Source organism: Brevundimonas sp. (assembly GCF_032107865.1).
GTDB lineage: Bacteria > Pseudomonadota > Alphaproteobacteria > Caulobacterales > Caulobacteraceae > Brevundimonas.
This window is the reverse complement of sequence record NZ_DAMCNG010000025.1, coordinates 1-22,422: the sequence shown is the minus strand read 5'-3', so window position 1 is coordinate 22,422 and position 22,422 is coordinate 1. Positions and strand designations below refer to the sequence as shown.

Below are 22,422 nucleotides of genomic sequence, written 5' to 3'. Positions count from 1 at the left end.
CAGGGCCTCGTCGGCGGCGCCGACCATCCCCTTGACCATCCGCCCGTCGCGGCCGGCGGCCTCATACTGGAAGGTCAGTTGATCGGTCATGCGGCGCGCCTCACTGGCCGGCGCCCGCGATGCGATAGACCTCGGACAGGGCGGTCTGGCCGCGACGCGCCTTCAGGAAGGCGTCGTCGGCGAAGCTGAGGAAACCCTCGGTGCGCGCAGCGGCGGTCAGCTGGTCCTCATCCGCCGAGGCGCGCATCCCCGCGATCAGGGCGGGCGACATGGGCGCCAGTTCATAGACGCCCAGACGGCCGCGGAAGCCGCTGTGGCCGCATTTGGCGCAGCCGACGGGCTCCATCCAGCGCGCCGGTTCATGCGCGACGACGCCGTGCAGATGTGCGGGAATCGTCTGTTCGTGGGCCGAAGCCTCGGCCGGGGTCGAGGGCCGGACGCAGTCGTCGCACAGGCGGCGAATCAGACGCTGCCCGGCAACCCCGCGCATGACGTCGGCCAGCAGATAGTCCTCGATCCCCAGGTCCAGCAGGCGCGGGATGGCGGCCAGGGCGGTGTTGGTGTGGACGGTCGAGATGACCATGTGGCCGGTCAGGGCGGCCTGGACGGCGATGCGCGCGGTCTCCGGATCGCGGATTTCGCCGATCATGATGACGTCCGGATCCTGACGCAGGATAGAACGCAGGCCCGCCGCGAAGGTCAGGCCGATCTCGGAGCGCACCCGCACCTGGATGACGCCAGGCAGGTCCAGTTCAACCGGGTCTTCGACGGTGATGATCTTGCGCTCGCCGTCGTTCAGGTGGGTCAACAGGCGGTAGATGGTCGTGGTCTTGCCCGAGCCGGTCGGGCCGGTGATCAGGAAGACGCCGTTGGGATGTTCAGCCAGACGCAGGAAGCCGGCTTCCTGTTCGGCGCTGACGCCCAGTTCGGACAGCTGCGGCAGGCGGCTGGTCTTGCCCAGCAGACGCAGGACGATGGATTCGCCCCAGGAACACGGCAGGGTCGAGACCCGCAGGTCGACCTCCTGGCCCGAGACGCGAATCGACTGGCGGCCGTCCTGCGGCAGGCGGCGCTCGCCGATGTCCATGCCGCTGAGCAGTTTGATGCGCGAACAGACGGCGTCGAAATTGGAGCGCGGCGCGCTGCGCGCCGTGGTCAAAACGCCGTCGATCCGCATACGGACCAGGAAACGGTCCTCATAGGGTTCGACGTGCACGTCGGAGGCGCGACGGGTCAGGGCCTCGGCGAAGACCGCGTTGACGAAGTCGATGACCGGCGCTTCCTGCGCCAGCTCGCGCAGGCGAGCCGCGTCAGCGCCCGCGCCCCCAAGGGCCGGGTCCAGCGCCGGGGCGTGATCGCGGGTCAGGTCTTCCGCCAACGCCTCGATCAGGGAGCGCTGGGCCAGGAAGAAGGCGACGGGCTCCGCTGTCGCCTGGTTGATGCGTTCGGCCAAGGCCGGGTCCAGGGGTTGGACGGCGGCGCAGACGATGCGGGCCTCGCCCGTCTCGTCCTGAGGCTCTTCGCGCCAGGCGACGGCTTCGCGGTCGGCCCACCAGGCCAAGGGGGAACCGATTTCGCCGAGGAAGGCCGAGATGCGCTCGGGCGCGGGGCCGTTCTCGGGCGCGAGAATCGGTAGGTCCAGCTGTTCGGACAGGACGTCCAGAAGCTGAGCTTCGGACAGGGCGCCCAGACGCACCAGGTTCAGTCCGATGAGGCCGCCGTTCTGCGCCTGAAGCGACAGGGCGTTGGCGACATCGGCGGGCCGGATCAGGCCACGCTCGACCAGCAGTTCGCCCAGACGCGGTCGGCCCGCGCGCGGGGCTGAAGCGGCGGCGGGTCGATCAGGGTTCACGGAAGGAGCGCTCACAGTCACCTGTCCGCTGTAGCGAGAGAAGCGAACGCCGTCCACCGGGCGGACCGCCTGAACGACAACGGCTTGGGAAAGGCGTGACGCGGACCGCCATCACGGCTTCACGCAAAAGAAAAGGGAGGGCGTAAAGCCCTCCCTTCCCCAGTTCAGGAATGAACCTGGACTTAGTTCACCGGCGGCGTGATGCCCAGCGAGTTTTCGTAGACTTGGCCGGTCGACTGGGTCGTGCGGACCTTGGCCGACAGACCGTTGGCTTGGCTCTGAACCGTGATCAGCAGGTCGCCGTTGGCGGCCGAGGTGCCGAAGGCGGTCTTCAGTTGATCGCCACGCACCGAAACGAAGGCGCCAGCAGCAACCGACGGGATGGTGTAGGTGCCGGTCGGAGCAGCCGAGCCGTTGTTGGCCTTCAGCGAGACGACGATCGGACCGATCGCAGCCGAACCGTTGTTGGCGATACGCAGGCTGGAGTTGGCGGCGCCGTTGTCCAGGGCGAACCACGGAGCGTAGAAGTTGGTGCCGTCCAGGCCGACGCGCAGCAGGGTGCGGTCGATGGTCGTCGGGCCGCTCCAGTTGGTGCCGTAGGTCGGCTTGATCACGGCGGCGTAGGTGCCGGCGGCGATCGCCGTATCGGCGGCAGTCGTCAGCTTCAGGTTAGCACCCAGGTCACCAGCCGCCAGGACGTACTTGGCGCTGGTCGCGGTCGCATCAGCCGGCAGGGCGGCAGCGCCGACCGTGGCGTCCAGGGCTTCGACTTGCGGGCCCGTCAGGGTCACTTCAGCGCCCGTGATGATGCCGCTGAGCAGACCGGTCCCCGTAGCCTTCAGGTCGATGAAGACCGAGTTGGTCGTGGTCGACCAGGTCGTCGTGGTCGCCGAGACGCCGCCGGCAGCGACGGTCACGTTGGTCGCGCCCGACGTCTTGAAGGTTTCGAAGTCGTTCAGAGCCGCCAGAACCGAGCCGGTCGAAGCCTTGAACAGGTCATCGAAGACCGACGAGAAGCCGACGATGGTCGCGGCGTTCGACGAGTCCAGATCGACGTTCTGACCAGCGATGACTTGCTGCAGGGCGTAGCTGACCTTGACGGCTTCCTTGCCGGTCACGGCCAGGTCGAAGTCTTCCAGAGTGACGGCGTCGATCGTCACCGGCGCGCCGGTCGTGTTCGAGACGGTCACGAAGGCCTTCAGGGTCTTGCCGCCGTTGCTCAGCACCGGGGTAACCGTGCCGGTCAGGGCGCCCAGGCGCACGGCAGCGTTCGAGACGTTCTCGAACTTGGCCGGGCCGGTCAGTTCATAGGTGACGACGAAGGTCAGGCCCGAGGCACCGTTCGCAACGTTGATCTCGTTCGTCAGGTCGGAGAACTGGAACGTGTTCGCGCGAGCCGGAATCGCCGGGATTGCCGCAGGGTTGCCCGCATAGTCCGTCTTCAAGCCAGAGGCCGGGAAGGTGTATTCCGAGGCGATCAAGTAGACTTCAGCGGGCACAGCAGGAGCGCCGCCAGCAGCCGGAATAGCGGCGCTCACTTGCACGCCAGCGATTTCCGAGTTGCTCGACAGAACGCCAGCGCTCGCGGCGCCAGCGAAGGCCATCGCACCCAGGGCGGCGGCAGTGAGAAGAAGCTTCTTAGTCATTTTGGTTGGTTCCCCAAAGAAACTTGTCAGTGGACGGCGCCGTTTTGTGAACGCCTCTCGGCCACAGTTCACACCCCCCGAGAGGAATGGCTGCGTCCATGGCTTTGCGCTTGTATCCCGGCATTCTTTGAAGGGTCAAGAGAGATATCACGGCTCTCTTGCCGCTATTTTTCCAATTGCATTAAACGCTTATTTGGAAATTCGAAATTGACTTCTGTTCAGTGAGTCTTTTTCGACGAATCTTTCGATTCGGTATCGTTGTTCGACGATATCCGGTTTATCGATCTGTTACTGTCAAGGTCAGACACAATTTTGTTGCATGAAAGCCTTCACCGCCTTGGCCTCCAGCGGCCGGGCCTTGCACGGCGTGGCGGGACAGGCCAAAGCTGTAGAGATAGAGCGTCCTCTCGGCGTTCGCCGCGCCTTTTGAACGAAGATGAACCCCGACAGCGTCCTGTTTCTTTCCCTGGACTCGTGCCGCCATGACGCCTTCATGGCGGCCGATGCGCCGGCGCTGAACAGCATTGCGCCGGTACGGCGGGCCAAGGCGCCCTCGCACTTCACCTATGGCTCGCACGCCGCCATGTTCGTCGGCTTCACGCCCGGCGTGGCGGAGGAGCAGACGCCCTTCTTCAATCCCAAGTTCGCGCGACTATTTCGGCTGAACTACGCCGGACACCCAGGAATGGCTCAGCCCGGCTTCCTGCTGACCGGCGACAACATCGTGGATGGATTCCGCAACGCCGGGCATCGCACCATAGGCACGGCCGCCATGGGCTGGTTCGACCCAGAGACGGCGGTGTCGGCGGCGCTGAGACGCGGCTTCGACGCTTTTCAGTTCGTCGGCCATCAGGGGGTGAAGCCGCAGGTCCGCTGGATCGAGGAACAACTGGCCGAAGCCGGCGAGCAGCCGGTCTTCGTCTTCGCCAATATCGGCGAGACCCATGTGCCCTACCACTATGAAGGCGCGCCGTGGCCGCGCGACGACAATCCCTGCGTCCCCTTCCAGACCGAAGACCGGTCAGCCGAATGTCGGCGGCGCCAGATCGCCTGCGTCGAATATGTCGATCGCGAAATCACCGCCCTGGTCGAACGCTTTCACGAGGCGACGGTCCTGATGTGCGCCGACCACGGCGACTGTTGGGGCGAGGACGGACTGTGGGAGCACGGCGTCTCGCACGAGATGACGCTGACGGTGCCGCTGGCGATCCGCTATCGTGGGCAGCCCCTCTAGCCCGCCGCCAAGACCCCGCGCAGATAGGCGCCGTAGTCGGCGGCGCCGAAGCTCTCGGCCAGGGCCTGAAGCGCGGCGGCGTCGATCCAGCCCATATGCCAGGCGACCTCTTCGGGGCAGGCGATCTTGAAGCCCTGGCGCTGTTCGAGGGTGCGGACGAAGGCGGCCGCGTCCAGCAGGCTGTCGGGAGTGCCCGTGTCCAGCCAGGCGAAGCCGCGCCCCAGACGTTCGACCCCCAGGCGGCCCTGCTCCATATAGGCGCGGTTCAGGTCGGTGATCTCCAGCTCGCCGCGCGCCGAGGGGCGCAGGCCAGCGGCTATCTCGGGCGCCTGGCCGTCGTAGAAATAGAGGCCGGTCACCGCCCAAGGCGAACGAGGGAAAGCAGGCTTCTCCTCGATAGAGAGAGGCCGCCCTGCAACATCCAATTCGACCACGCCGTAACGGCGCGGATCCGCCACGCGGTAGGCGAAGACCATCGCGCCGCGCTCTGCCGTCAAGGAACGCCCTGCCTCGGCGAACACTCGACCCGCGCCGTCGCCGTAGAAGATGTTGTCGCCCAGGATCAACGCCGACGGCCCAGCATCCACGAAATCAGCGCCCAGGCGATAGGCGTCAGCCAGGCCGCGCGGTTCGTCTTGGGCTATAAAGGATAGTTTCAGCCCCCACTGACTCCCATCGCCCAAAAGCGCCTGAAAGACAGGCTGATCACGTGGCGTGGTGATGATCAGGATCTCGCGAATCCCGGCCAACATCAGGGTCGTCAGCGGATAGTAAATCAGCGGCTTATCGTAAACGGGCATCAGCTGCTTGGAGACAGCCACCGTCATTGGATGCAAACGCGAGCCTGCGCCGCCCGCCAGGATGATGCCCTTCATTCTTCCGCCCGCCCATCATCAAACCGCGCCTGCTCGACTGCGGCAGTGACAGCGCTTTTCCAGTTGCGCGGCGCTGGAAGGCCCCACTCCCGCCAACGCGCAATCGATAACCGACTGTCAGCAGGTCGTAACGCCGCCGACGGCCAGTCGCGGGATAACAGCGGGCGAAGCTGCGGCGCCCCTACCCCAAAAGCCTGCGCCGATTGGAAGATCGCGTCCGCCATCTGGAACCTCGTAGCGCCTTCACCGGCGTTCGCGAAATGAAGCAAGCCGCCCCTACGTCCCGCCGTTTGCGCCGACAACGCCAAAAGGCCATCTGCAAGATCATCTGTAAAGGTCGGCGAACCGCGTTGATCGCTGACAACGTCCAGCGTCGCTCGCCCCCGCAGGTTCATCATTGCTGTAAGAAAATTGGAGGAAACACCGTCAAACAGCCAGGCTGTTCGCACCACAAGAGCCTCCGGATCACGCGCCAGAACTTCCAATTCGCCAGCGCGCTTGCTTTCACCATAGACGCCCAGAGGCTCGCTGGGGCTGTCTTCTCTCCACGGTCCCTCGCCATGCCCGAACACGTAATCGGTCGAAAGGTGCAGCAGAAACACTCCGCGGCGTCGCGTCGCGTCGGCCAGGCGCGCCGGCGCCTCGACATTCGCGGCCCAGGCCGCCGCTCGACGGCTTTCAGCTCCGTCGACATCTGTCCAGGCCGCAGTGTTGATCACAATGTCAGCCTTGATCTCGTCCAACTCGCGACTGAGATCCGCAGTCGTCAGATCAAGTTCACTGCGGCTTCGGTAGATCGGCATCAATCCTTGCGGCCAAGGCCGCCTTGCGAGGGCCCGCGCTACGCGACCGCTGCCGGTCACCAAGACGCGAGCAGCACACGTCACCGGATGAAACCCGCGTCCAGCGAAGGGTGAACCCGTCTGAGGCAGTTGCGTATCTCTTCCAGCAATTCATCCACCGAACCTGTCCAGCCTTCTCGCGCCATTTTCAGGTCACGAGCCGTCGAATATCGGACGGCGGCCTCACTGAAGCGTCCCACCAGTTGCAACGCCTGCGCCAGTTGAACCTCGGCCTCATACACGGCGGCCCCGCCTTCCTTCGCAACGTGAGATGCATAGTCGCGATACAGCCGGATCGCCTCGTCCAGACGGCCCTGCTCCTTCAACGCATGCCCATGGAGATTCAGGTAGTCTCTACGCCCAGCGGCCTCAAGAATCTGGAACCCCGCCTCAGCCTCCCGCCAGCGCCCAACGGCCATCGCCTTCATCGCCGTCTCGAGAGATTGAGCAAAGGGAGCGTCAGCGGCGCGGCGCTCGCCCGTGCGAAGCGCCTCAAGCAAACCTGGGTCGCCGGGCGCCAACTCTACCGCCTTGCGATAGAAGCGTACGGACTCGTCCGGATCTCCTTTGACGAAGTAGAAATGACCCATCTGCAGATGCAGATCCGCATCCGTCGGCTTCATCGCCAAGGCGCGCACATACTCCGTCTCAGCCGCTTCAAGTTCGCCAGCCTCCTTCAGCATGTGGCCCAATTGGACACGCGGGCCAAAGGCGTCACGCAGTTCCAGCGCCTGACGATACATTTCCGCCGCCCCCCGCCAGTCACGCTCGGCCTTTGCTGCCTGGGCGCGCTTCATCAAAGCCGCACGCGGATTCGAGGCTCCACCACGCACCCAGCGGCCAAGGGCTGCAGACGCCTTCATTCCGAGACCCATTCCAGACTGACTTCACGAGGACGCACAATCCAGTCCCCGGCGCCCTTCCTGACGGCATAGACCAGCACTTCAGAAATTAGGTGTTCAGGCATGACCCGAAATTCCGCATTGAAGACCGCAGAGCCCGAAATCGTCAGCCCCAGCAAGCGTTCCGCGCCGCCGTTGCTGGTCACCTCGACAGCGATCGCCGCATCGTCTTCCTGGCTCCAGTCCACGAGCAGGCGCCACAGGCCGGCCTTCAACGACCGCTTAGGTCCGGCCAACGCTAATCCCCCATGCAACTTCAGCCCGCCATCGACCAGACTGGCTTCACGCAAGGCCCCATCTGCAACAAGGCAATCTTTAGGCGACAGGCGTTTGAACAGAAGCAGCCGTTCCGATCGTTCGCCCGATACGATCGCCAGATCTTCGCCGCCCGCACTGCTGGCGACATAGGGGGAACGCCCTTCGGCCCGCGACGCCGCCACGACAGCAGCAACCGCCCCCCTTCGATCCAGATCGCCCTTGGCCAAGGCTTCCTGCAACGTCAAACGCTCGCGAAGCTCTGGGTCGCGGCCGAGTAGACGGAAATAGGCATACGTAATGAAGATCGCGTCATCTTCAGGCGCATGATCAATCAGAATGTCTTCGATCGCGAGTTCATCGTCGCCGCGCATCAGGCTGGTGGGCAGATGCACAGGCTCAGCGATAAGGCGTCCTTCGGAACGCGCCGACAGCGCCTCCCATATCCGCGTCTTGTTCACGCCTCGATAGATGGCCTGAACCATCGCGTGTTCTTCGCGCGGAGAAACGTCAGAGAGCCTCAGCCGCTTGACGGCGGACGCCACAAAGGCGTCTCCAGGCAGGCCGATCAAGTCGGAAGGAACAGGGGCAGGTGCGATATCACTCATTTCAGGCGCTCATGATCTGGGTTACGGCCCGCGCCGCCACCACATCCCAATGATGGTATTCGGCATATCGCCGACGCGCGGGGTCATGCAGGGTTCGGGCGAACTCATCGTTGGCCAAGGTCAAAATCGCCTCGGCCAAGGTCTCAACGTCAAGCCTTCGCACGACATGGCTGAAGCCTAGGAGATCCTTGAAGACCCCTGAGTTCGACAAGAGAGTCGGTCGATCCAGCGCCACCGCCATCCGTGCGGCGCCCGAAGCGCCCTCCTGAGATTCTCCATAGGGGAAGGCCAGAAGGTCACATGGCGCCAGCCGATCAACGATCTCCGTATCGGACAGGAAAGCATATGAGCGATCAACGACCGCATCGAGACCCAACCGTCCGATCAGGAACTCAACCCGGCTCTTGGCCACCCGGCTCTGACGATCACGTCTCTGGGAATTCGCGAGAACAAGATGGATGCGCGGATCGGAGCGCCGAGCTTCACCGACCGCCGCCACCAGAAGCTCAATGTTCTTGTGCGCCGTCAGGAAGCCGAAGGACCCAACCGTAAAGCGTTCAGGATCAGGTCGCCAAGGTCGACCGATGATGTTGACGCCATGAGGAAGGACTTCCCCGCGAACACCTGCTCGCCCCAACTCCTCTACATCTTGCGCCGAGTGGGCCACGACCTTGTCAAAGCCATGAAGCCAATCAGCTCCGCCATGAAGGGTTTCGGCCACATTATGGAGGGTGATGATCAGACGGTTTCGGTTACGGCGCAGCGACGGCAGAATCGCGCGCATGTCGCCTGCCGAGAAATATCCCGGATGGTGCTGGAACCACAGCGTCGACGCCGAAGTCTGGTTGCCCACCTTGTCGGCGAAACGCTGCAACGACACGCCATCATAGCCCCAAGAACGGTCAACCCGCGGATCATCGGGCTTCGCCATAGGAGCCAAGGGCCGACGAGCCCAGATACGCTTCAACCCATCTCGAAGCGGCGCCGCGCCATAAAACTGCTGCGAATAGGTAGCGATGCCGCACTCTTCATCCCACGTCGAGACAATCTCATAGTCATCGGACACAACGCGCGCGGCTTCGGTACGCCTCTCGGGAAGCACGCTTAAGGCGGCGACCGCCCGACGAGCCACGGCTTTCCATGTGAATTCACGCTGCATCAGTTGGCGCGCGTTCGCGGCCTTGGCCGCAGCTTCCTGCGGATTGTCGATCACTCGGCGAAGAGCTTGCGCCAAACTATGCGCCGAAGGATCTTCCCATAGGGAATAGATGGAAGCGACATGGGACGTCGACCGCGCCGGCTGGCTATCGACCAGGAAAGCGGTGTCGTCACGGCAGAAATCCGCCTGCCCTCCCAAACGCGTCGCGACTACAGGAACGCCCATGATCATCGCTTCAGCCAGAGGCAGGCCGAAGCCCTCTCCGCGGCTGGCCATTACGACGGCGGCCGCACTTGCGTAGAGTTGATGAAGCTCCGACGCAGACATCGATCGCTCCTCAACATGAATCGGCGGCGGCTCCGCTACTGACGCGCTCGCATCATAGGCAATCGCTCGAATTTGATTGTGAGGATTATGGCTGGTCTTAATGTAGAGCTCGACATCAGAACGCCCCTGGAACGCCTCTACGAAGCCTTTCACTAAGGCCTCAGGAGCCTTGCGCGGCAAACAAGTGGAAACATGCAGCAAACGGCGACGTTCCAGTTTTTCCCGCTCGGCAGGCACGCTAAAATGATCCACGCCATTGCCGACAACCGGCACGGGAATGACCACGCCTGATCGCTTGAGCGCATCCGACACATAGGTCGAAGTCGTCATGATCAGGTCAAGATCCTCATTGAAGCGGCGCGCCGTGATCGGCGAAATCTCGCTCTCTTCCCATGCCCAGCAGATGAAACCATTCCGCTGCCCCGCCATGCCTTGCGTTTCGGGCGGCCAAGCGTTGCGCAAGTGCACATCGACGGCCTGGGCGTGCGCCACGAGGCGCGCAGACAGGCCCAAACGCTCAATTTCGTCTAGCCCCTCATGCCTGTCGGTCGGCAAGATGCGGATATCCACGCCCTCGGCTATCAGGGCCAAGGCAAGTTGCCGATTGACGATCGCTAAGCTGGCGAAGCCACAGAACTGCCCCTCAATCAGCACGCGGCCGAAAGCGTGCGCTGTCTCTTTATCAGTCATAGGCAATATGGCGGTTCCCGAAAGCCAGGGAGAGAAAATTACTAGATATGAAAGACATCAGCACGACACCGGCGGGCTTAACCGCGTAAAGGGCTCGGCAAGTCGATCGAAGTTGCTGTTATAGAAAGGATCTTGGCCAAACTGTCCACCCCAACGCATCCAAAGTCGATCAACGGCGGCGCGCGCGGCCTGCCTCTGCTCCTCGGTAAGACCGTACCCGCGAGTCTTTGATTCTAGATGATAGAAGGTGGCGAATGGGCTGTAGAGCACCCTCCATCCTTCAGTTCTCGCTCGGAAGCACAAATCCACGTCGTTACCATCGACAGGAAAGGCCGCGCTCTCAAAGCCGCCGAGGTGAGCGAACTTGCTCGCCGCAATCGCCATACAGGCGCCGGTCACCGCCATCGCCTGCCGCACGACAGCATGCCGGCCCAGATAACCGCCGTCACACCCGGGAACACCAACACCTTCGTGCCTCAGGAAAAGATCCTGCTTGTCAGCAGCTACGAAGCCGCCGTGCTGGAGGGTTCCATCCGGATAGATGAGGCGCGCGCCAACCAAACCGACCTGCGGCCGCAACGCCTGGCTAGCCAGCTCGTCCATCCAGCCCGGACTGACCGCAATCGTGTCATTGTTGAGAAAGACCAGCACATCTCCAACAGCTTCAGCCGCCGCGAGATTGTTCATCAGCGCCCAATTAAACGCCCCCTCGAAGGGCAGAATGCGGACGTCACGATGGTTGGCAGCAAGATCGACAAAATACGCCTTAGTCTCCGGATCCGTCGATTCATGATCGACGATAATCAGTTCCATGCGCGCCTTATTGTCCTGTTCAAAGCGGAACAGGCTATCCACGCAGGGCCGAAGCAGATCCAGTCGATCACGTGTCGGCACAATAACGCTGACACGGACACCCGAAGTTAGCGCCCAACGAATCCGGTTGCGATGAGACGACGGCGCCGCCAAGATGTCTGGCTCCATGATCGGGCAAGCATCCAGACCAGATTCTTTTAGATATCTGGACACCACGCCCGCCCAGTCCTGAACCGGGCTAACGGCGACTTCAGCCTGCCGGGACTGAAGAACCAGGGCCTTATGGCCGATCAAGTGGCCTTGCGCATCCAGAGATAAGGCAGCGGCGCTGGGAACCGAGACGCCGAAATCAAGGCTCGTCATCACGGTTGGCCAAGCACTGCGCCGTAGGGTCAAAGACGACCCTACATATGGCTCCTGCAGCAGAAGGTCCGCATCGAAATCAGACTTGAACTGGGGCGACACACGTCGAGACGAGCTCCCTTCCGCCTCCAGAACATCCTCATCGAAATAAACAGCAGAGAAACCAAGCTGCTCATCCAAAAACTCAGCGGCCGCCGAAAGCAGATCATTATCGGCCACCGAACGCCCATCCATCAGGTGCACATAATCGGCTTCCAGCTCCAAGAGATGATGAAGCGTGGCCGATGTATGCACAACGGCAGGAACGCCCTCAACCAGAGCGATGCGTCGAGCGGCGTCATCCCAAACCATGCGATCCTCGTCTGGGACAACCAGATGCAGCGAGAAACGAGGATGGTTTTGCGAGACTATAGAGCGAACAGCAGCAGCGACCTGAAGCGCCGACGCTCGCAATCCATCAATCACCACCGCGATGGACTGACCGCTGTATGGCGGCGGTTCAGGCGCCTGGACAAGCCAAAGCTGATGGTGGGCGCTATACTCCTCAAGAGGTGTAGCCGCGTGTTTCAGGGTGTTCGGCAGGGCCTGCCGTAATGCCGTGATTTCGTTCGCCAAATGCTTGAGCCGACGATCGAAATCGCCGAATTCGCCTTGATCGAGAACCGATTGACGCACATCGACATCGCCTATCAGGCGCCCCGTCGAAACTTCGCGCACTTCCCCCTTGAAGGTGAGTTCAACTGGCGTTGTCGGAAGGGTTATTCGAAAGGCACAGCCGCCCGCGCCAGGAAACCGTTGCTCGATACCGCGATCAAAGACGGTGGCCAATCCACGGCCGATAACAGCCCCAGCACGCCATAATTCTAGTGAGACAGGTTCTTCACGATCCAGCCAACGCGCCCAGCCACTGACAACTCGTCCGTCACTGCCGTAGACTTCGCCTTGCAGCTTACTTGCATCATCAAGCGCCTGCCTCTGATTTTCAGAGCCAAACGCCACCTCCTGACCGACGAAGTTCAAAAAAACCTGATCGTCGAATAGAGCTTTGTACGCACGCAACCAGTTTACAGCCTCAAGAACATGACCCCTTGTCATCTCATCAAGCGGGAGGCGCGCATTCGCCCATTCAGCAGCCGCTGCCGTCGGTCGTTTTATTCCTGCACTCGTAGACGCACCTGCCAAAATCGGTCTTAGGGTTTGATGCTCAAACTCCTCCGAATTCAGACAAATACGAATGAGGTCATCTAGCGGGCGGCCCACATTCGCCTGAACCGTATGCTCGCTTTCAGGCGCCCGGCGGAGAAAAAATTGATACATGCCGACGACATCCTCCACCGTCGCCAGCGATCCTTTCTCAGCCTGCACCATGCCCATCGATCCCCTTGACTGTGAATCGAGATCACTACCGCAAATCGAGAAGCGTGTCCTCAGATCCCAGAACTGCAAGCGTTTGAGCCAACTGCGCAAACGCCGCCATGATATGATACATGGAGCTTGCTGGCGCAGGCTCATCGATAAACCGGCCTGAGCTAAGCCGTTTGTCGCGCCATAAACCGTCCGGCGTAAGATACCCCTGCAAAGCCACCAAAGCGTTGCGTGCATCCGCGAGAAGCCTGCTGCGCTCCCCGTCCCCGGCCGCTTCCGCAAGGATGAGGGCCGCCTTCAGTCGTTCCGTTTGCGGCCAAAGTCGCGCCCGATCACTCAGAACCGTCCCGTCGTCCAACACGGCGTCAACAGCAACACCGGACAGTTGATCCACGCCTTTCGCTCCAAACGCATATAACCGACGCGCTGCCGCCAAGGCTCCAGCGTGGTCCCGACGTCGCGCATAACGGGCGAGCAGCCAAGCCCATTCAAACTGATGCCCCGGCTCAACCAGCCGACCGTCTTCTCCCGCCGCCGGCTGCCACCGCTCGTCATAAAACTCTCGAAGGAAGCCGCCTTCGGCGTCAATAAGATGCTGCAAAGCCAGATCAACGACCCGATCGCTCCACGCATCCCAGCCGCCGGACACGTCCACATCTTCCCAAGCCAGGCAGGCCTCAAGCAAATGCATGTGGGCGTTAGACTGATACGGATGGTCGCCGACCTCGCGCAGACCAGGGCCTCCGACCTCGAACGCCTTCAGAGCATCGCGAAGCTCGACCGCCTGAACACGGGCGTCCAAGACCAAGCCTGAACGTTCAACCGAAGCCAAAGCCAGTAACACGAACGCTTGATCGTAGAGCAAGGCGGCATCGTCCAGCACACCGCCGTCCGCCGCCAAACGAGCGCGCGCCAGTCCGTCCGCTCGTATATGGGCGGAATTTAGAAAGTCTCGACCATCCTTGACAGCCCGCCGCCAGTTCCCACTCCACCCTAGGGCGCCGGCTTCTGCGCAGACATAAATCTGTCGCGCCTGAACCCGCGTACGTCGCGCACTCAAGACTGACCGCCCCTCAAGCGTCAGAACCTCCTCGAAAGCGCCCTCTTCCGTCTGACCCTGAGCTGTCCAGATTGGGAGAGATCGCACGCGCAGCCAACGCGCAAATACGCGAGCTGCCTCGCCAAGTGTTTGAACTTCCGTTCGAACAAAATCCAAATGACGAGGAGATATCGTCTTAATTCGCTCTACAATCCGCTTCACTTCCTGCGAACGCGAGAGCTCAGTCACTAGTACCGCATCGGGCTCCACGATGATGGCAAGGTTACGGACGCCGAGGGCGGCGACTAAGACCCCATCAGGCGCTCGGACAAGGCAACCTTCTGTGTCTTCGAGGACATGAGCCCCTACGTCACCTTCACCTGTCTCAGCGATAGCATCCCATGCGCCCAGGTCCGACCAAGCAAAATCCACATCCAACACAGAAGCGTGCTGGGTCTTCTCCATGACGGCATAATCGATGGAGATTCGCGGCGCATTCCCGAACGAAGAAGCGAGAACCTGCAGATGATCACCAGCCATCGGCAGGGCGCCCTCTGCTGCGGTCGCCACCCCCGGCGCGTAACGCACCATTTCGTCCAGCAAAACATCAGCGCGTGCGATGAAATTACCGCTGTTCCAAAGATAGCCGGCCCGAATATACTCGGCGGCTACTGATCGGTCTGGCTTCTCGACAAAACGCTCAACCCGCGACAACCCGCGCCCCGCAGGCCGGATGTAGCCGTAAGCGGCCGAGGGTTCCGTCGGACGAACCCCCAATGTGACGATCGAGCCTTCACGCGCCCCTTCGGCTGCTCTTTTCACCGCCGACCGAAACGCTTCATGATCAGGAATGTGATGGTCGGACGCCACAAAGGCGACAACACCGTCCGGCTCGACCCTCGCCACCCAGGCCGCCGCTGCCGCCATCGCGGGCGCCGAATCTCGCGCCTCAGGCTCCAATAGGATCTGCGCGGTCAGACCGATCTCGGCTAGTTGAGCGACAATAGCTTCGCGGTGCTTTATCCCGCCGACAACAACGAGGCGCCCACCCTCATCGGCCAAGGGCGCAACCCTCAGCGCCGCTTCCTGAAACAGCGTACGGTTACCTGCCAAGGGCACGAACTGCTTCGGTCGGGACGGTCGCGAGGCGGGCCACAAACGCGTGCCCGCGCCGCCGCACATAATCACAGGGTAGAAAGCCATGCGCCCCTTCTAACACCCATCCGCACAGAAGAAAGCGCAGGCGGACAGTTCCTGCCCTATCGCTGCTTCGCTCTTTGCGTGCCAAGGCAGACAAAACCACGCTAAGGAGCGGAGCGAGCTGCAAGCGCCATCTGAATTCAAGGGGATCTACGCTATGAGATTGGCATTTGTCGTGCTGGGAATGCACCGTAGCGGCACCTCATCGGTCGCTGGACTTCTGGCATTGCTCGGAGCCACGCCGCCGCGCACCTTGATGGGGCCGAAACCTGATAATCCTAAAGGTTTCTGGGAAAGCGAAGTGCTGATGACCTTCGACGACGAAATCCTTTCTCGGGCCGGGTCCGTCTGGGACGACCCCGAACCGCTGGACCAGCGCATCTTCGCCGGCGAGCCGGGGACAAACCTAAGACAACGCGCCGCAGAGAAACTCCACGAGGAATTCGGCGAGGCCGACACCATCGTCATCAAAGACCCGCGGATATGCCGCTTCTATCCCTTTTGGCGACAGGTTCTGGAAAGCGCAGGCTACCAACCTTTCGCCGTGCTCCCCATTCGCGACCCGGCCGAGGTCGCAGCCTCGCTCCACGGCCGGAACGGGATGCCTGTAGACAAGGGCCTCGCTCTGTGGCGGCGTCACGTCGAGGACGCTGAAATCGCCACGCGCGGACAGCCCCGACACATCCTGCTGTGGCGTGACCTACTCGGAGATTGGCGCAGCGCCCTCGCCCGCCTGGAAGCGAACTTGGGACATCCGCTTGATCTAGATGATCCAGCACGCCAGAGGCGTATCGAAGACTTCCTCAGCCCCGACCTCTCACAGCACCTGGGCCAAGCCTGCCCCTCGCCCGACGAAGAAACGCAATCCTTGTATGCGCGGATCAAACGATTGACCGTCGAAAACTAACGCCCCCGACGACCGACGAAGAAATAGGCATGGATACCCGTCGAGGCGCCGTCGTGAACGATCCGAACGTCCGTCATCTCATTCTTGTGAAACAGAGCAAGAATGGTATTGGCATCGTAGTCGAACATTTGAATATCCGGATGATCGTATGTATCTCGATCAACATACACAGTTTCACTGTAATATGAATCATTCCGAAAATACCGAACATGATCATTAAGATAATCAGCCCTGTCGGACGTCTTGAATATAGGAATATGAAGCGTAACAACTCCTCCAGGCTTTACGCACTGAAGTAGATCATTGATCAAAAAATACCCACGACGCGGCTCGATATGCTGCAGCACAATGTAGCTGTTCACCCAATCAGCCCTGACCCCGCGCCGCACAAGCGCCTCCGGCGTGTCGACGCATTCGACACCCACCCCTCTTCGCTCAGCGTTCTCCGCCGCCAACTCACGCATCGTAGGCGCGATGTCGATGCCATAAGCAGCGCCCGACAAACGAGCCATGGGAATCAAGAGGCGCCCAGCGCCGCACCCAAAGTCGATAACGGTTTCGAACGGCGGCGCCACATCCGGGAAGGTGGCGGAAAGCAGCCGCAAAAACCCCTCCACGTTCTCTTCGCCTGACGCAAAGAACGCATCCAACGCCGCGTCGTCCAGCTTATCTCTAAACCTGTCCTCTGTAAGGACCGCCCAATAGGCATTGTCCTTCGCCAGCTTCTCCCAATCGACTGCAGTGTCCCGCATTGAAGCGTCCTTCTACATATCAATGAATTATCGAGAGATGCCGCACAGAGGCAAGCGCCGCGATTGAAATTTTGACAGCTTACCTTTTACAGCACACCGATCACAGAACGTCGATCTAAAAAATCACCTGCAATCAGTCCCAAAGATAATATCGGCCTACCGGACCGCCGCCAGCACTTCCTCATCACAAACGACTGAAGACGCCGCACCCATATCCGGCGCCGCCTGCATCGGCCGACGTTCACTACCATCAACATAGTTCTGCAAAAAACACCGCATGGCGCGAGCTACGCCAATATGGTTCACCTCTCGGTGATCGTCCTCATAATACAACCCACCTGCATAACTTCCCGTAATGATTTCATACGAAGGGAAGTAATATACCCAATTTCGTTCCAAAATTACCTGTTCCGCAACCACCCTAAGAACAGATTTGCTGTATGTTGTAGAAACCAACACATGGCGACGCTCATAAGTAGCCGTCAACGGCACGGGAGAAACCGTAAGCAGAACTCGTACAGACGGATTGATTGCCTTCAGTCCGGCTAAAAAAGCTCCAGGTCGGCTTGGACCTCATCGACACCGAAGTTCTTAAACTCATGAACATCCGAATCGAACGCCCCGCCAACGACACCAGGAGCGACAGGAAAGATCGATCCATCGCAACGAGATCGCCACGCTTCAGTCAGCCCTAGGGTAAAAACGAACACATCACATTCGAGGAACATCTGCCGAACGGCCGCGAGATGCGCACTTCGAGCTTCAGCCACCTCAACTGGACCGGCGAAGCCGTCTGGATCAATCTGCTGACGATAGATATCCACGAATCGCCCATCCGGACGTTGCAGGTAGGCTCCGAAACGCTTGAAGCGGTAGGCTCCCTCCACGCCCAGGTGTTCGCCGATCTCCGGGTAAACCGCCCACACCGCGCCAATCGCCAAATTATCCTGAGGGATCACATGCGTCTCGACATCAGGCACTCCCATAGACTTCATGACACTACGAGCGACACCATAAAGGCAGTGGATCTTGGGATGATCAATCGTATGCATGAAAGCTTGGCTCCGCCCCCAGCGACGAACTTCATTCTGGATATCGAATTCATGCGCAGCAAAGTCATTCACCAAACGATCTCGTTGAGGCAGCCAGTAGTCCATGAAACCGCAACGTTCATAAAAATCGCCTCGGAAGAGCGAAGCAGCGTCATCCTGGCTCATCCCCTTTTGATGCGCGGCGATGATGATGAGGGAATGGTAGGCGTCCATCGGCCCCTTAAGCATGCCATTGACGCCGCCCGCATAGACGCAATCGGGATGGTATGCAGAAAATGATATATTAGGAATAACAGTCAGATGAGGCGCGCTAGAAAGATCCAGATTTGGAGTTGCAAACACCTCAGGAGAAACTAGAACACGAAAATAATCTTTGAATCGATCAAGCGCACCCTCAACATCTTGCCGAAAAGACCAAATATCTAAAGGCGTCACATCGAAATTTGGATTGACCATTTGGAACGAATTGGCGAGACCTGTTGTCTGGCAATTCGATATCAACAACCATCGCTCTACAAGCGCCTCCAGATCAAGATGCTGGCTTCCTAGCACTCCTAATGTCAGACAGGTCGAGCCGAAACAGATTCTCCGACACGTGACTCCCGCCGTCCTTGGGGCTATCGAGCGCGCACGATGATAGAGACTGATCGGCAATCCGAGGAACGCGGCTGGGAGACGGCGAAGACGCTCGCCGAGGCCCTGCCCTATATTCAGGTTTATGACCGCGAGACCGTGGTCATCAAATACGGCGGCCACGCCATGGGCGAGAGCGCCGTGGCCAAGCAGTTCGCCGCCGACGTGGTGTTGTTGAAACTGATGGGCGTGAATCCCGTGGTGGTCCACGGCGGCGGCCCGCAGATCAGCGCCATGCTGGACAAGGCGGGCGTGAAGTCCGCCTTCGTCGACGGCCTGCGCGTGACGGACAAGGACACCATGTCGGTGGCCGAGATGGTCCTGTCCGGCGCGGTCAACAAAGAGATCGCCCACTGGATCACCGTCGCCGGCAAGGAAGCCGACGTGCGCGGCGTCGGCCTGTCGGGCAAGGACGCCGGTCTGCTGACGGTCGAGAAGACCAAGCGCACCAAGCGCGATCCCGACAGCATGATCGAGCACGAGGTCGACCTGGGCTTCGTCGGCGAGCCGACCAAGGTCGACCCCAAGTTGATCAAGGGCCTGATCGCCTCGGAGACCGAGGACTGGGTGCCGGTGATCGCCCCCATCGGCGTGGCCGAGGACGGCCAGACCTATAACGTCAACGCCGACACCGTGGCCGGGGCCGTCGCAGGCGCGTTGCACGCCAAGCGGATGTTGCTGCTGACCGACGTGCCGGGGGTCAAGGGCGCCGACGGCGAGATCATCCGCCAGATGACGCTGGACGAGGCGCAGGGCCTGATCGACGACGGCGTCGCCACCGGCGGCATGATCCCCAAGCTGGAAACGGCCATGGCCGCCATCCGCGCGGGCGTCGAGGCCGTGGTCATCCTGGACGGGCGTCGTCCCCACGCCATGCTGGTCGAGCTGTTCACCGAGCACGGCGCCGGCACCCTGGTCCGACGGAAGTGACGGGTTCGGCGTCGAACACGGCGCCTGAAACCGCGCCTACCGAGATCGGCGCGGACTTGCGCCATGTGCGGTCCTGGGTCTTCGACCTGGACAACACCCTGTACCCGCCGGAGACGCAGTTCCTGCGCCAGGTGGAGCAGCGCATCAACCAGTATGTCGTGCGGACGTCCGGTCTGGAATCGGCCGAGGCCCTGTCGGTGCAGCGCGGCTATCTTCACGACTACGGCACCTCCCTGGCCGGGCTGATGATGCACTATGAGATCGACCCGCATCACTTCCTGGCCGAGGTGCATGACGTGCCGCTGGACGTGTTGACGCCCGATCCCGGCCTGCACGCGGCGCTGGAGCGGCTGAACGGCCCGCGCCTGATCTTCACCAACGGCTCGGCCGGTCACGCCCAGAGGGTGATGGAGAAGCTGGAGCTGACGCCCTTCTTCGACGGGGTGTTCGCCCTGGAAGACGCCGACCTGATCCCCAAGCCGGACCCGCGCACCTTCCACAAGATGCTGACGCGCTTCGGCGTCGATCCGGCCACGGCCTGCTTCTTTGAGGACACGCCCAAGAATCTGGAGCCGGCGCGCGACCTGGGCATGACCACCGTGCTGGTCGGAACCAAGGCCTTCACCGCCGAGGGCGACCACATCCAACACCGGGCCGCCTCCCTCGGCCCCTTCCTGACCACCGCCATGCTGGACGGAGATCCGCAATGACCGACCTGACCCACCTGGAATCCGTCATCGAGGCCGCCTGGGAAGCCCGCGCCGAAGTCTCCGCCGCCACGCGCGGCGAGGTGCGCGACGCCGTGGATACCGCCCTGGCCCTGCTGGACTCCGGCCAGGCGCGCGTCGCTTCGCGCGGCCAGGACGGCGTGTGGAGCACGCACCAGTGGCTGAAGAAGGCGGTGCTGCTGTCGTTCCGTCTGAACGACAACGTCATCATGCGCGCGGGCCACGCCCCGACCCTGCCGCTGTCGGCCGATCATCCGGTCGCTGTCGGCCCCTTCTGGGACAAGGTGCCCAACAAGTTCGGCGACTGGAGCGCCGCCGACTATCAGGCTGCAGGCTTCCGCTCGGTGCCGGGCGCGATCGTTCGTCGCGGCGCCTATGTCGGCAAGAACGTGGTGCTGATGCCGTCCTTCGTGAACATCGGCGCCTATGTCGATGAAGGCTCGATGGTCGATGCCTGGGCCACGGTCGGTTCGTGCGCCCAGATCGGCAAGAACGTCCACCTGTCGGGCGGCGCAGGCATCGGCGGCGTGCTGGAGCCGCTGCAGGCCAACCCGACCATCATCGAGGATGGCTGCTTCATCGGCGCCCGCGCCGAGGTGGCCGAAGGCGTCATCGTGCGCGAAGGCGCGGTCCTGGCCATGGGCGTCTATCTGTCGGCCTCGACCAAGATCGTCGACCGAGCGACGGGCGAGATCTTCCGCGGCGAGGTGCCGGCCTATTCCGTCGTGGTGCCGGGCGCCCTGCCCGACCCGAACGGCGGCCCGTCGCTGTACTGCGCCGTCATCGTCAAGCGCGTCGACGCCCAGACCCGCGCCAAGACCGGCGTGAACGAGCTGCTGCGCGACTGACGGCACGACGTTTTTTCGCTCGCCTTCCCGATCGCTCAGGGGCCTAATACGCTCCAGGGATCGGGAGGAGGCGGAAGATGAAGCGGTTGCGCTGGCGTCAGGCGGCGGTGTCGATCGGAGCCTTGAGTCTTCTGGCCTTCCCCCTGGCCGCCTGTGGCGGCGGGGGCGGAGGGGCCGGCGGGATCGTGACGCCGCCGCCTCCCCCTCCGCCACCACCCCCTCCTCCTCCGCCGCCCCCTCCGCCCTATCCGCCGCTGGACGGGAGACCTTCCGAGAATTCAGCTGAGTTCCATCGGAACTACGGCGTCTTCAACACCACAGCCGCCGCCGCCTGGCAGCAGGGCGCCACAGGCAAGGGCGTCACGGTGGCCGTCGTGGACAGCGGCATCCAGATGAACCACCCGGACCTGGGGACGAACATCTCGTCCCTGTCGACGGACATCGTTGCAGGACGCGATCAGCGCGAAGGCACAGACCGCCACGGCACCCGCGTCGCCAGCGTGATCGCCGCGCCCTACAATGACTTCGGCACGGTAGGGATCGCCTTCAACAGCACCATCCTGTCGATCCGCGCCGACATCAGCGACTGTCAGGACGTGGACGACGATATCTGCTTCCGCAGTTCGGATCTGGCCAATTCGATCAACTACGCCGTTCGCAACGGCACCCGGATCATCAACCTGTCGCTCGGCGGGGAAGACCCCATGGGGCCCCTGTTCGAGAACGCCCTGCAGAACGCGATCCGCGAAGGCGTCATCTTCGCCGTCGCGTCCGGCAACGACGGCAAGGCCAATCCGGACTGGCCCGGCCGCTACGCCGTCGACCCTCGCTTCATGGGCGGCATCATCGTGGTCGGAGCCCATAACAACCTGAACGAGATGGCGGACTTCTCCAACCGCGCCGGCGTCGCTCAGAACTGGTATCTATCCGCCCCCGGCGCCGACGTGATCGTGGACTGCGAGGACACTTCTTGCTGGCGCGTGAGCGGAACCTCCTTCTCTGCGCCTGCGGTGGCCGCCGCCATGGCCCTGCTGAAAGAGGCCTTCCCCAACCTTTCCGGCAAGGAGATCGTCGAGATTCTCCTGAGAACGGCCAATGAGGTCGGCGACCAAGGCACGGACACCGTCTACGGCCGGGGCCTGTTGAGCATCGTCCGCGCCTTCCATCCCATCGGCGCGACCGCCGCGCCCATGGCGGCGGGGGCGCCCATGAACATCGCCATCGCGCCCGGCGCCCATGTGGGCGGGCCGTTCGGGGATGCGATGGGCCGGACCGGCGCGCTGAGCACCATCGCCTATGACGAATATGAGCGGCTGTTCCGGGTCGACCTGGGCCTGGCCTACGGTCCGGCGCCGCGCCGCAGCTGGCAGCCGGAAACGCCGACGCCCATGCGCCAGTCGCA

16 protein-coding genes and 1 pseudogene are annotated in these 22,422 nt (G+C 62.0%); 6 read left to right on the top strand and 11 right to left on the bottom strand.

Features of this window, described 5'->3' with window-relative positions; genetic code table 11:
* Positions 1-100: 100 nt before the first annotated feature.
* Positions 101-1,867 carry a type II/IV secretion system protein gene (locus RT567_RS04220; RefSeq protein WP_313574538.1) on the bottom strand — a complete coding sequence of 589 codons (1,767 nt, stop codon included), beginning with the start codon at positions 1,865-1,867 and terminating at the stop codon, positions 101-103.
* 167 nt (positions 1,868-2,034) lie between these two features.
* Positions 2,035-3,498, bottom strand: coding sequence for a hypothetical protein (locus RT567_RS04215; RefSeq protein WP_313574536.1), 1,464 nt, complete (start codon positions 3,496-3,498; stop codon positions 2,035-2,037).
* Positions 3,499-3,934: 436 nt separating this feature from the next.
* Here RT567_RS04215 and RT567_RS04210 point away from each other — a divergent pair, with 436 nt between their 5' ends.
* Positions 3,935-4,732 (top strand): hypothetical protein, encoded by a 798-nt coding sequence (locus RT567_RS04210; protein WP_313574534.1) that lies wholly within the window; start codon positions 3,935-3,937, stop codon positions 4,730-4,732.
* Here the strand turns inward: RT567_RS04210 and rfbA are convergent.
* The 7 genes from rfbA to RT567_RS04175 all read right to left on the bottom strand — a co-directional run bounded on the left by rfbA (position 4,729) and on the right by RT567_RS04175 (position 15,173).
* Positions 4,729-5,607, bottom strand: coding sequence for a glucose-1-phosphate thymidylyltransferase RfbA (gene rfbA / locus RT567_RS04205; RefSeq protein WP_313574532.1), 879 nt, complete (start codon positions 5,605-5,607; stop codon positions 4,729-4,731). The two genes, RT567_RS04210 and rfbA, sit on opposite strands and share 4 nt — an antisense overlap.
* A complete protein-coding gene (gene rfbD, locus RT567_RS04200) occupies positions 5,604-6,470 on the bottom strand; it encodes a dTDP-4-dehydrorhamnose reductase (RefSeq protein WP_313574540.1) in 867 nt (288 codons plus the stop codon). Before rfbD ends, rfbA begins: the two co-directional genes overlap by 4 nt.
* Before the next feature lie 20 nt (positions 6,471-6,490).
* A complete protein-coding gene (locus RT567_RS04195) occupies positions 6,491-7,246 on the bottom strand; it encodes a tetratricopeptide repeat protein (protein ID WP_313574530.1) in 756 nt (251 codons plus the stop codon).
* A gap of 62 nt (positions 7,247-7,308) precedes the next feature.
* Entirely contained in the window at positions 7,309-8,214 is a 906-nt protein-coding gene (locus RT567_RS04190; protein ID WP_313574528.1) for a hypothetical protein, read from the bottom strand.
* 1 nt (position 8,215) lies between these two features.
* Positions 8,216-10,390, bottom strand: a complete 2,175-nt coding sequence (locus RT567_RS04185; protein ID WP_313574526.1) for a glycosyltransferase — start codon at positions 10,388-10,390, stop codon at positions 8,216-8,218.
* A gap of 57 nt (positions 10,391-10,447) precedes the next feature.
* The gene (locus RT567_RS04180) at positions 10,448-12,934 is read right to left on the bottom strand and encodes a glycosyltransferase (protein ID WP_313574524.1); all 2,487 of its coding nucleotides are present in this window, start codon (positions 12,932-12,934) and stop codon (positions 10,448-10,450) included.
* A gap of 34 nt (positions 12,935-12,968) precedes the next feature.
* On the bottom strand, positions 12,969-15,173 hold the full coding sequence (locus RT567_RS04175; protein ID WP_313574522.1) for an AGE family epimerase/isomerase: 2,205 nt from the start codon (positions 15,171-15,173) through the stop codon (positions 12,969-12,971).
* A gap of 154 nt (positions 15,174-15,327) precedes the next feature.
* Here RT567_RS04175 and RT567_RS04170 point away from each other — a divergent pair, with 154 nt between their 5' ends.
* Positions 15,328-16,077 (top strand): hypothetical protein, encoded by a 750-nt coding sequence (locus RT567_RS04170; protein WP_313574520.1) that lies wholly within the window; start codon positions 15,328-15,330, stop codon positions 16,075-16,077.
* Here the strand turns inward: RT567_RS04170 and RT567_RS04165 are convergent.
* On the bottom strand, positions 16,074-16,829 hold the full coding sequence (locus RT567_RS04165; protein WP_313574518.1) for a class I SAM-dependent methyltransferase: 756 nt from the start codon (positions 16,827-16,829) through the stop codon (positions 16,074-16,076). The two genes, RT567_RS04170 and RT567_RS04165, sit on opposite strands and share 4 nt — an antisense overlap.
* A gap of 156 nt (positions 16,830-16,985) precedes the next feature.
* Positions 16,986-18,433: pseudogene (locus tag RT567_RS04160) on the bottom strand (GSCFA domain-containing protein).
* A gap of 81 nt (positions 18,434-18,514) precedes the next feature.
* On the opposite strand from RT567_RS04160, the gene argB reads away from it, so the two are divergent.
* The 4 genes from argB to RT567_RS04140 all read left to right on the top strand — a co-directional run.
* On the top strand, positions 18,515-19,444 hold the full coding sequence (gene argB, locus RT567_RS04155) for an acetylglutamate kinase (protein WP_128720705.1): 930 nt from the start codon (positions 18,515-18,517) through the stop codon (positions 19,442-19,444).
* Complete coding sequence (locus RT567_RS04150) at positions 19,441-20,154, top strand: pyrimidine 5'-nucleotidase (RefSeq protein ID WP_313574516.1); 714 nt, start codon at positions 19,441-19,443, stop codon at positions 20,152-20,154. Before argB ends, RT567_RS04150 begins: the two co-directional genes overlap by 4 nt.
* Positions 20,151-21,020: a 2,3,4,5-tetrahydropyridine-2,6-dicarboxylate N-succinyltransferase gene (gene dapD / locus RT567_RS04145; protein WP_087140643.1), complete on the top strand. Its 870-nt coding sequence runs from the start codon at positions 20,151-20,153 to the stop codon at positions 21,018-21,020. Before RT567_RS04150 ends, dapD begins: the two co-directional genes overlap by 4 nt.
* Positions 21,021-21,097: 77 nt before the next feature.
* Positions 21,098-22,422 (top strand): S8 family peptidase (locus RT567_RS04140; protein WP_313574513.1); only part of this gene is annotated, 1,325 nt, incomplete at its 3' end.

Excerpts from the sequence above, each read along its gene's own strand:
- RT567_RS04195 (WP_313574530.1), bottom strand. The coding sequence starts at position 7,246 with ATGAAGCGCGCCCAGGCAGCAAAGGCCGAGCGTGACTGGCGGGGGGCG.
- RT567_RS04215 (WP_313574536.1), bottom strand. The coding sequence starts at position 3,498 with ATGACTAAGAAGCTTCTTCTCACTGCCGCCGCCCTGGGTGCGATGGCC.
- RT567_RS04210 (WP_313574534.1), top strand. The coding sequence starts at position 3,935 with ATGAACCCCGACAGCGTCCTGTTTCTTTCCCTGGACTCGTGCCGCCAT.
- dapD (WP_087140643.1), top strand. The coding sequence starts at position 20,151 with ATGACCGACCTGACCCACCTGGAATCCGTCATCGAGGCCGCCTGGGAA.
- RT567_RS04175 (WP_313574522.1), bottom strand. The coding sequence starts at position 15,173 with ATGGCTTTCTACCCTGTGATTATGTGCGGCGGCGCGGGCACGCGTTTG.
- RT567_RS04165 (WP_313574518.1), bottom strand. The coding sequence starts at position 16,829 with ATGCGGGACACTGCAGTCGATTGGGAGAAGCTGGCGAAGGACAATGCC.
- RT567_RS04180 (WP_313574524.1), bottom strand. The coding sequence starts at position 12,934 with ATGGTGCAGGCTGAGAAAGGATCGCTGGCGACGGTGGAGGATGTCGTC.
- argB (WP_128720705.1), top strand. The coding sequence starts at position 18,515 with ATGATAGAGACTGATCGGCAATCCGAGGAACGCGGCTGGGAGACGGCG.
- RT567_RS04185 (WP_313574526.1), bottom strand. The coding sequence starts at position 10,390 with ATGACTGATAAAGAGACAGCGCACGCTTTCGGCCGCGTGCTGATTGAG.
- RT567_RS04170 (WP_313574520.1), top strand. The coding sequence starts at position 15,328 with ATGAGATTGGCATTTGTCGTGCTGGGAATGCACCGTAGCGGCACCTCA.
- rfbA (WP_313574532.1), bottom strand. The coding sequence starts at position 5,607 with ATGAAGGGCATCATCCTGGCGGGCGGCGCAGGCTCGCGTTTGCATCCA.
- RT567_RS04190 (WP_313574528.1), bottom strand. The coding sequence starts at position 8,214 with ATGAGTGATATCGCACCTGCCCCTGTTCCTTCCGACTTGATCGGCCTG.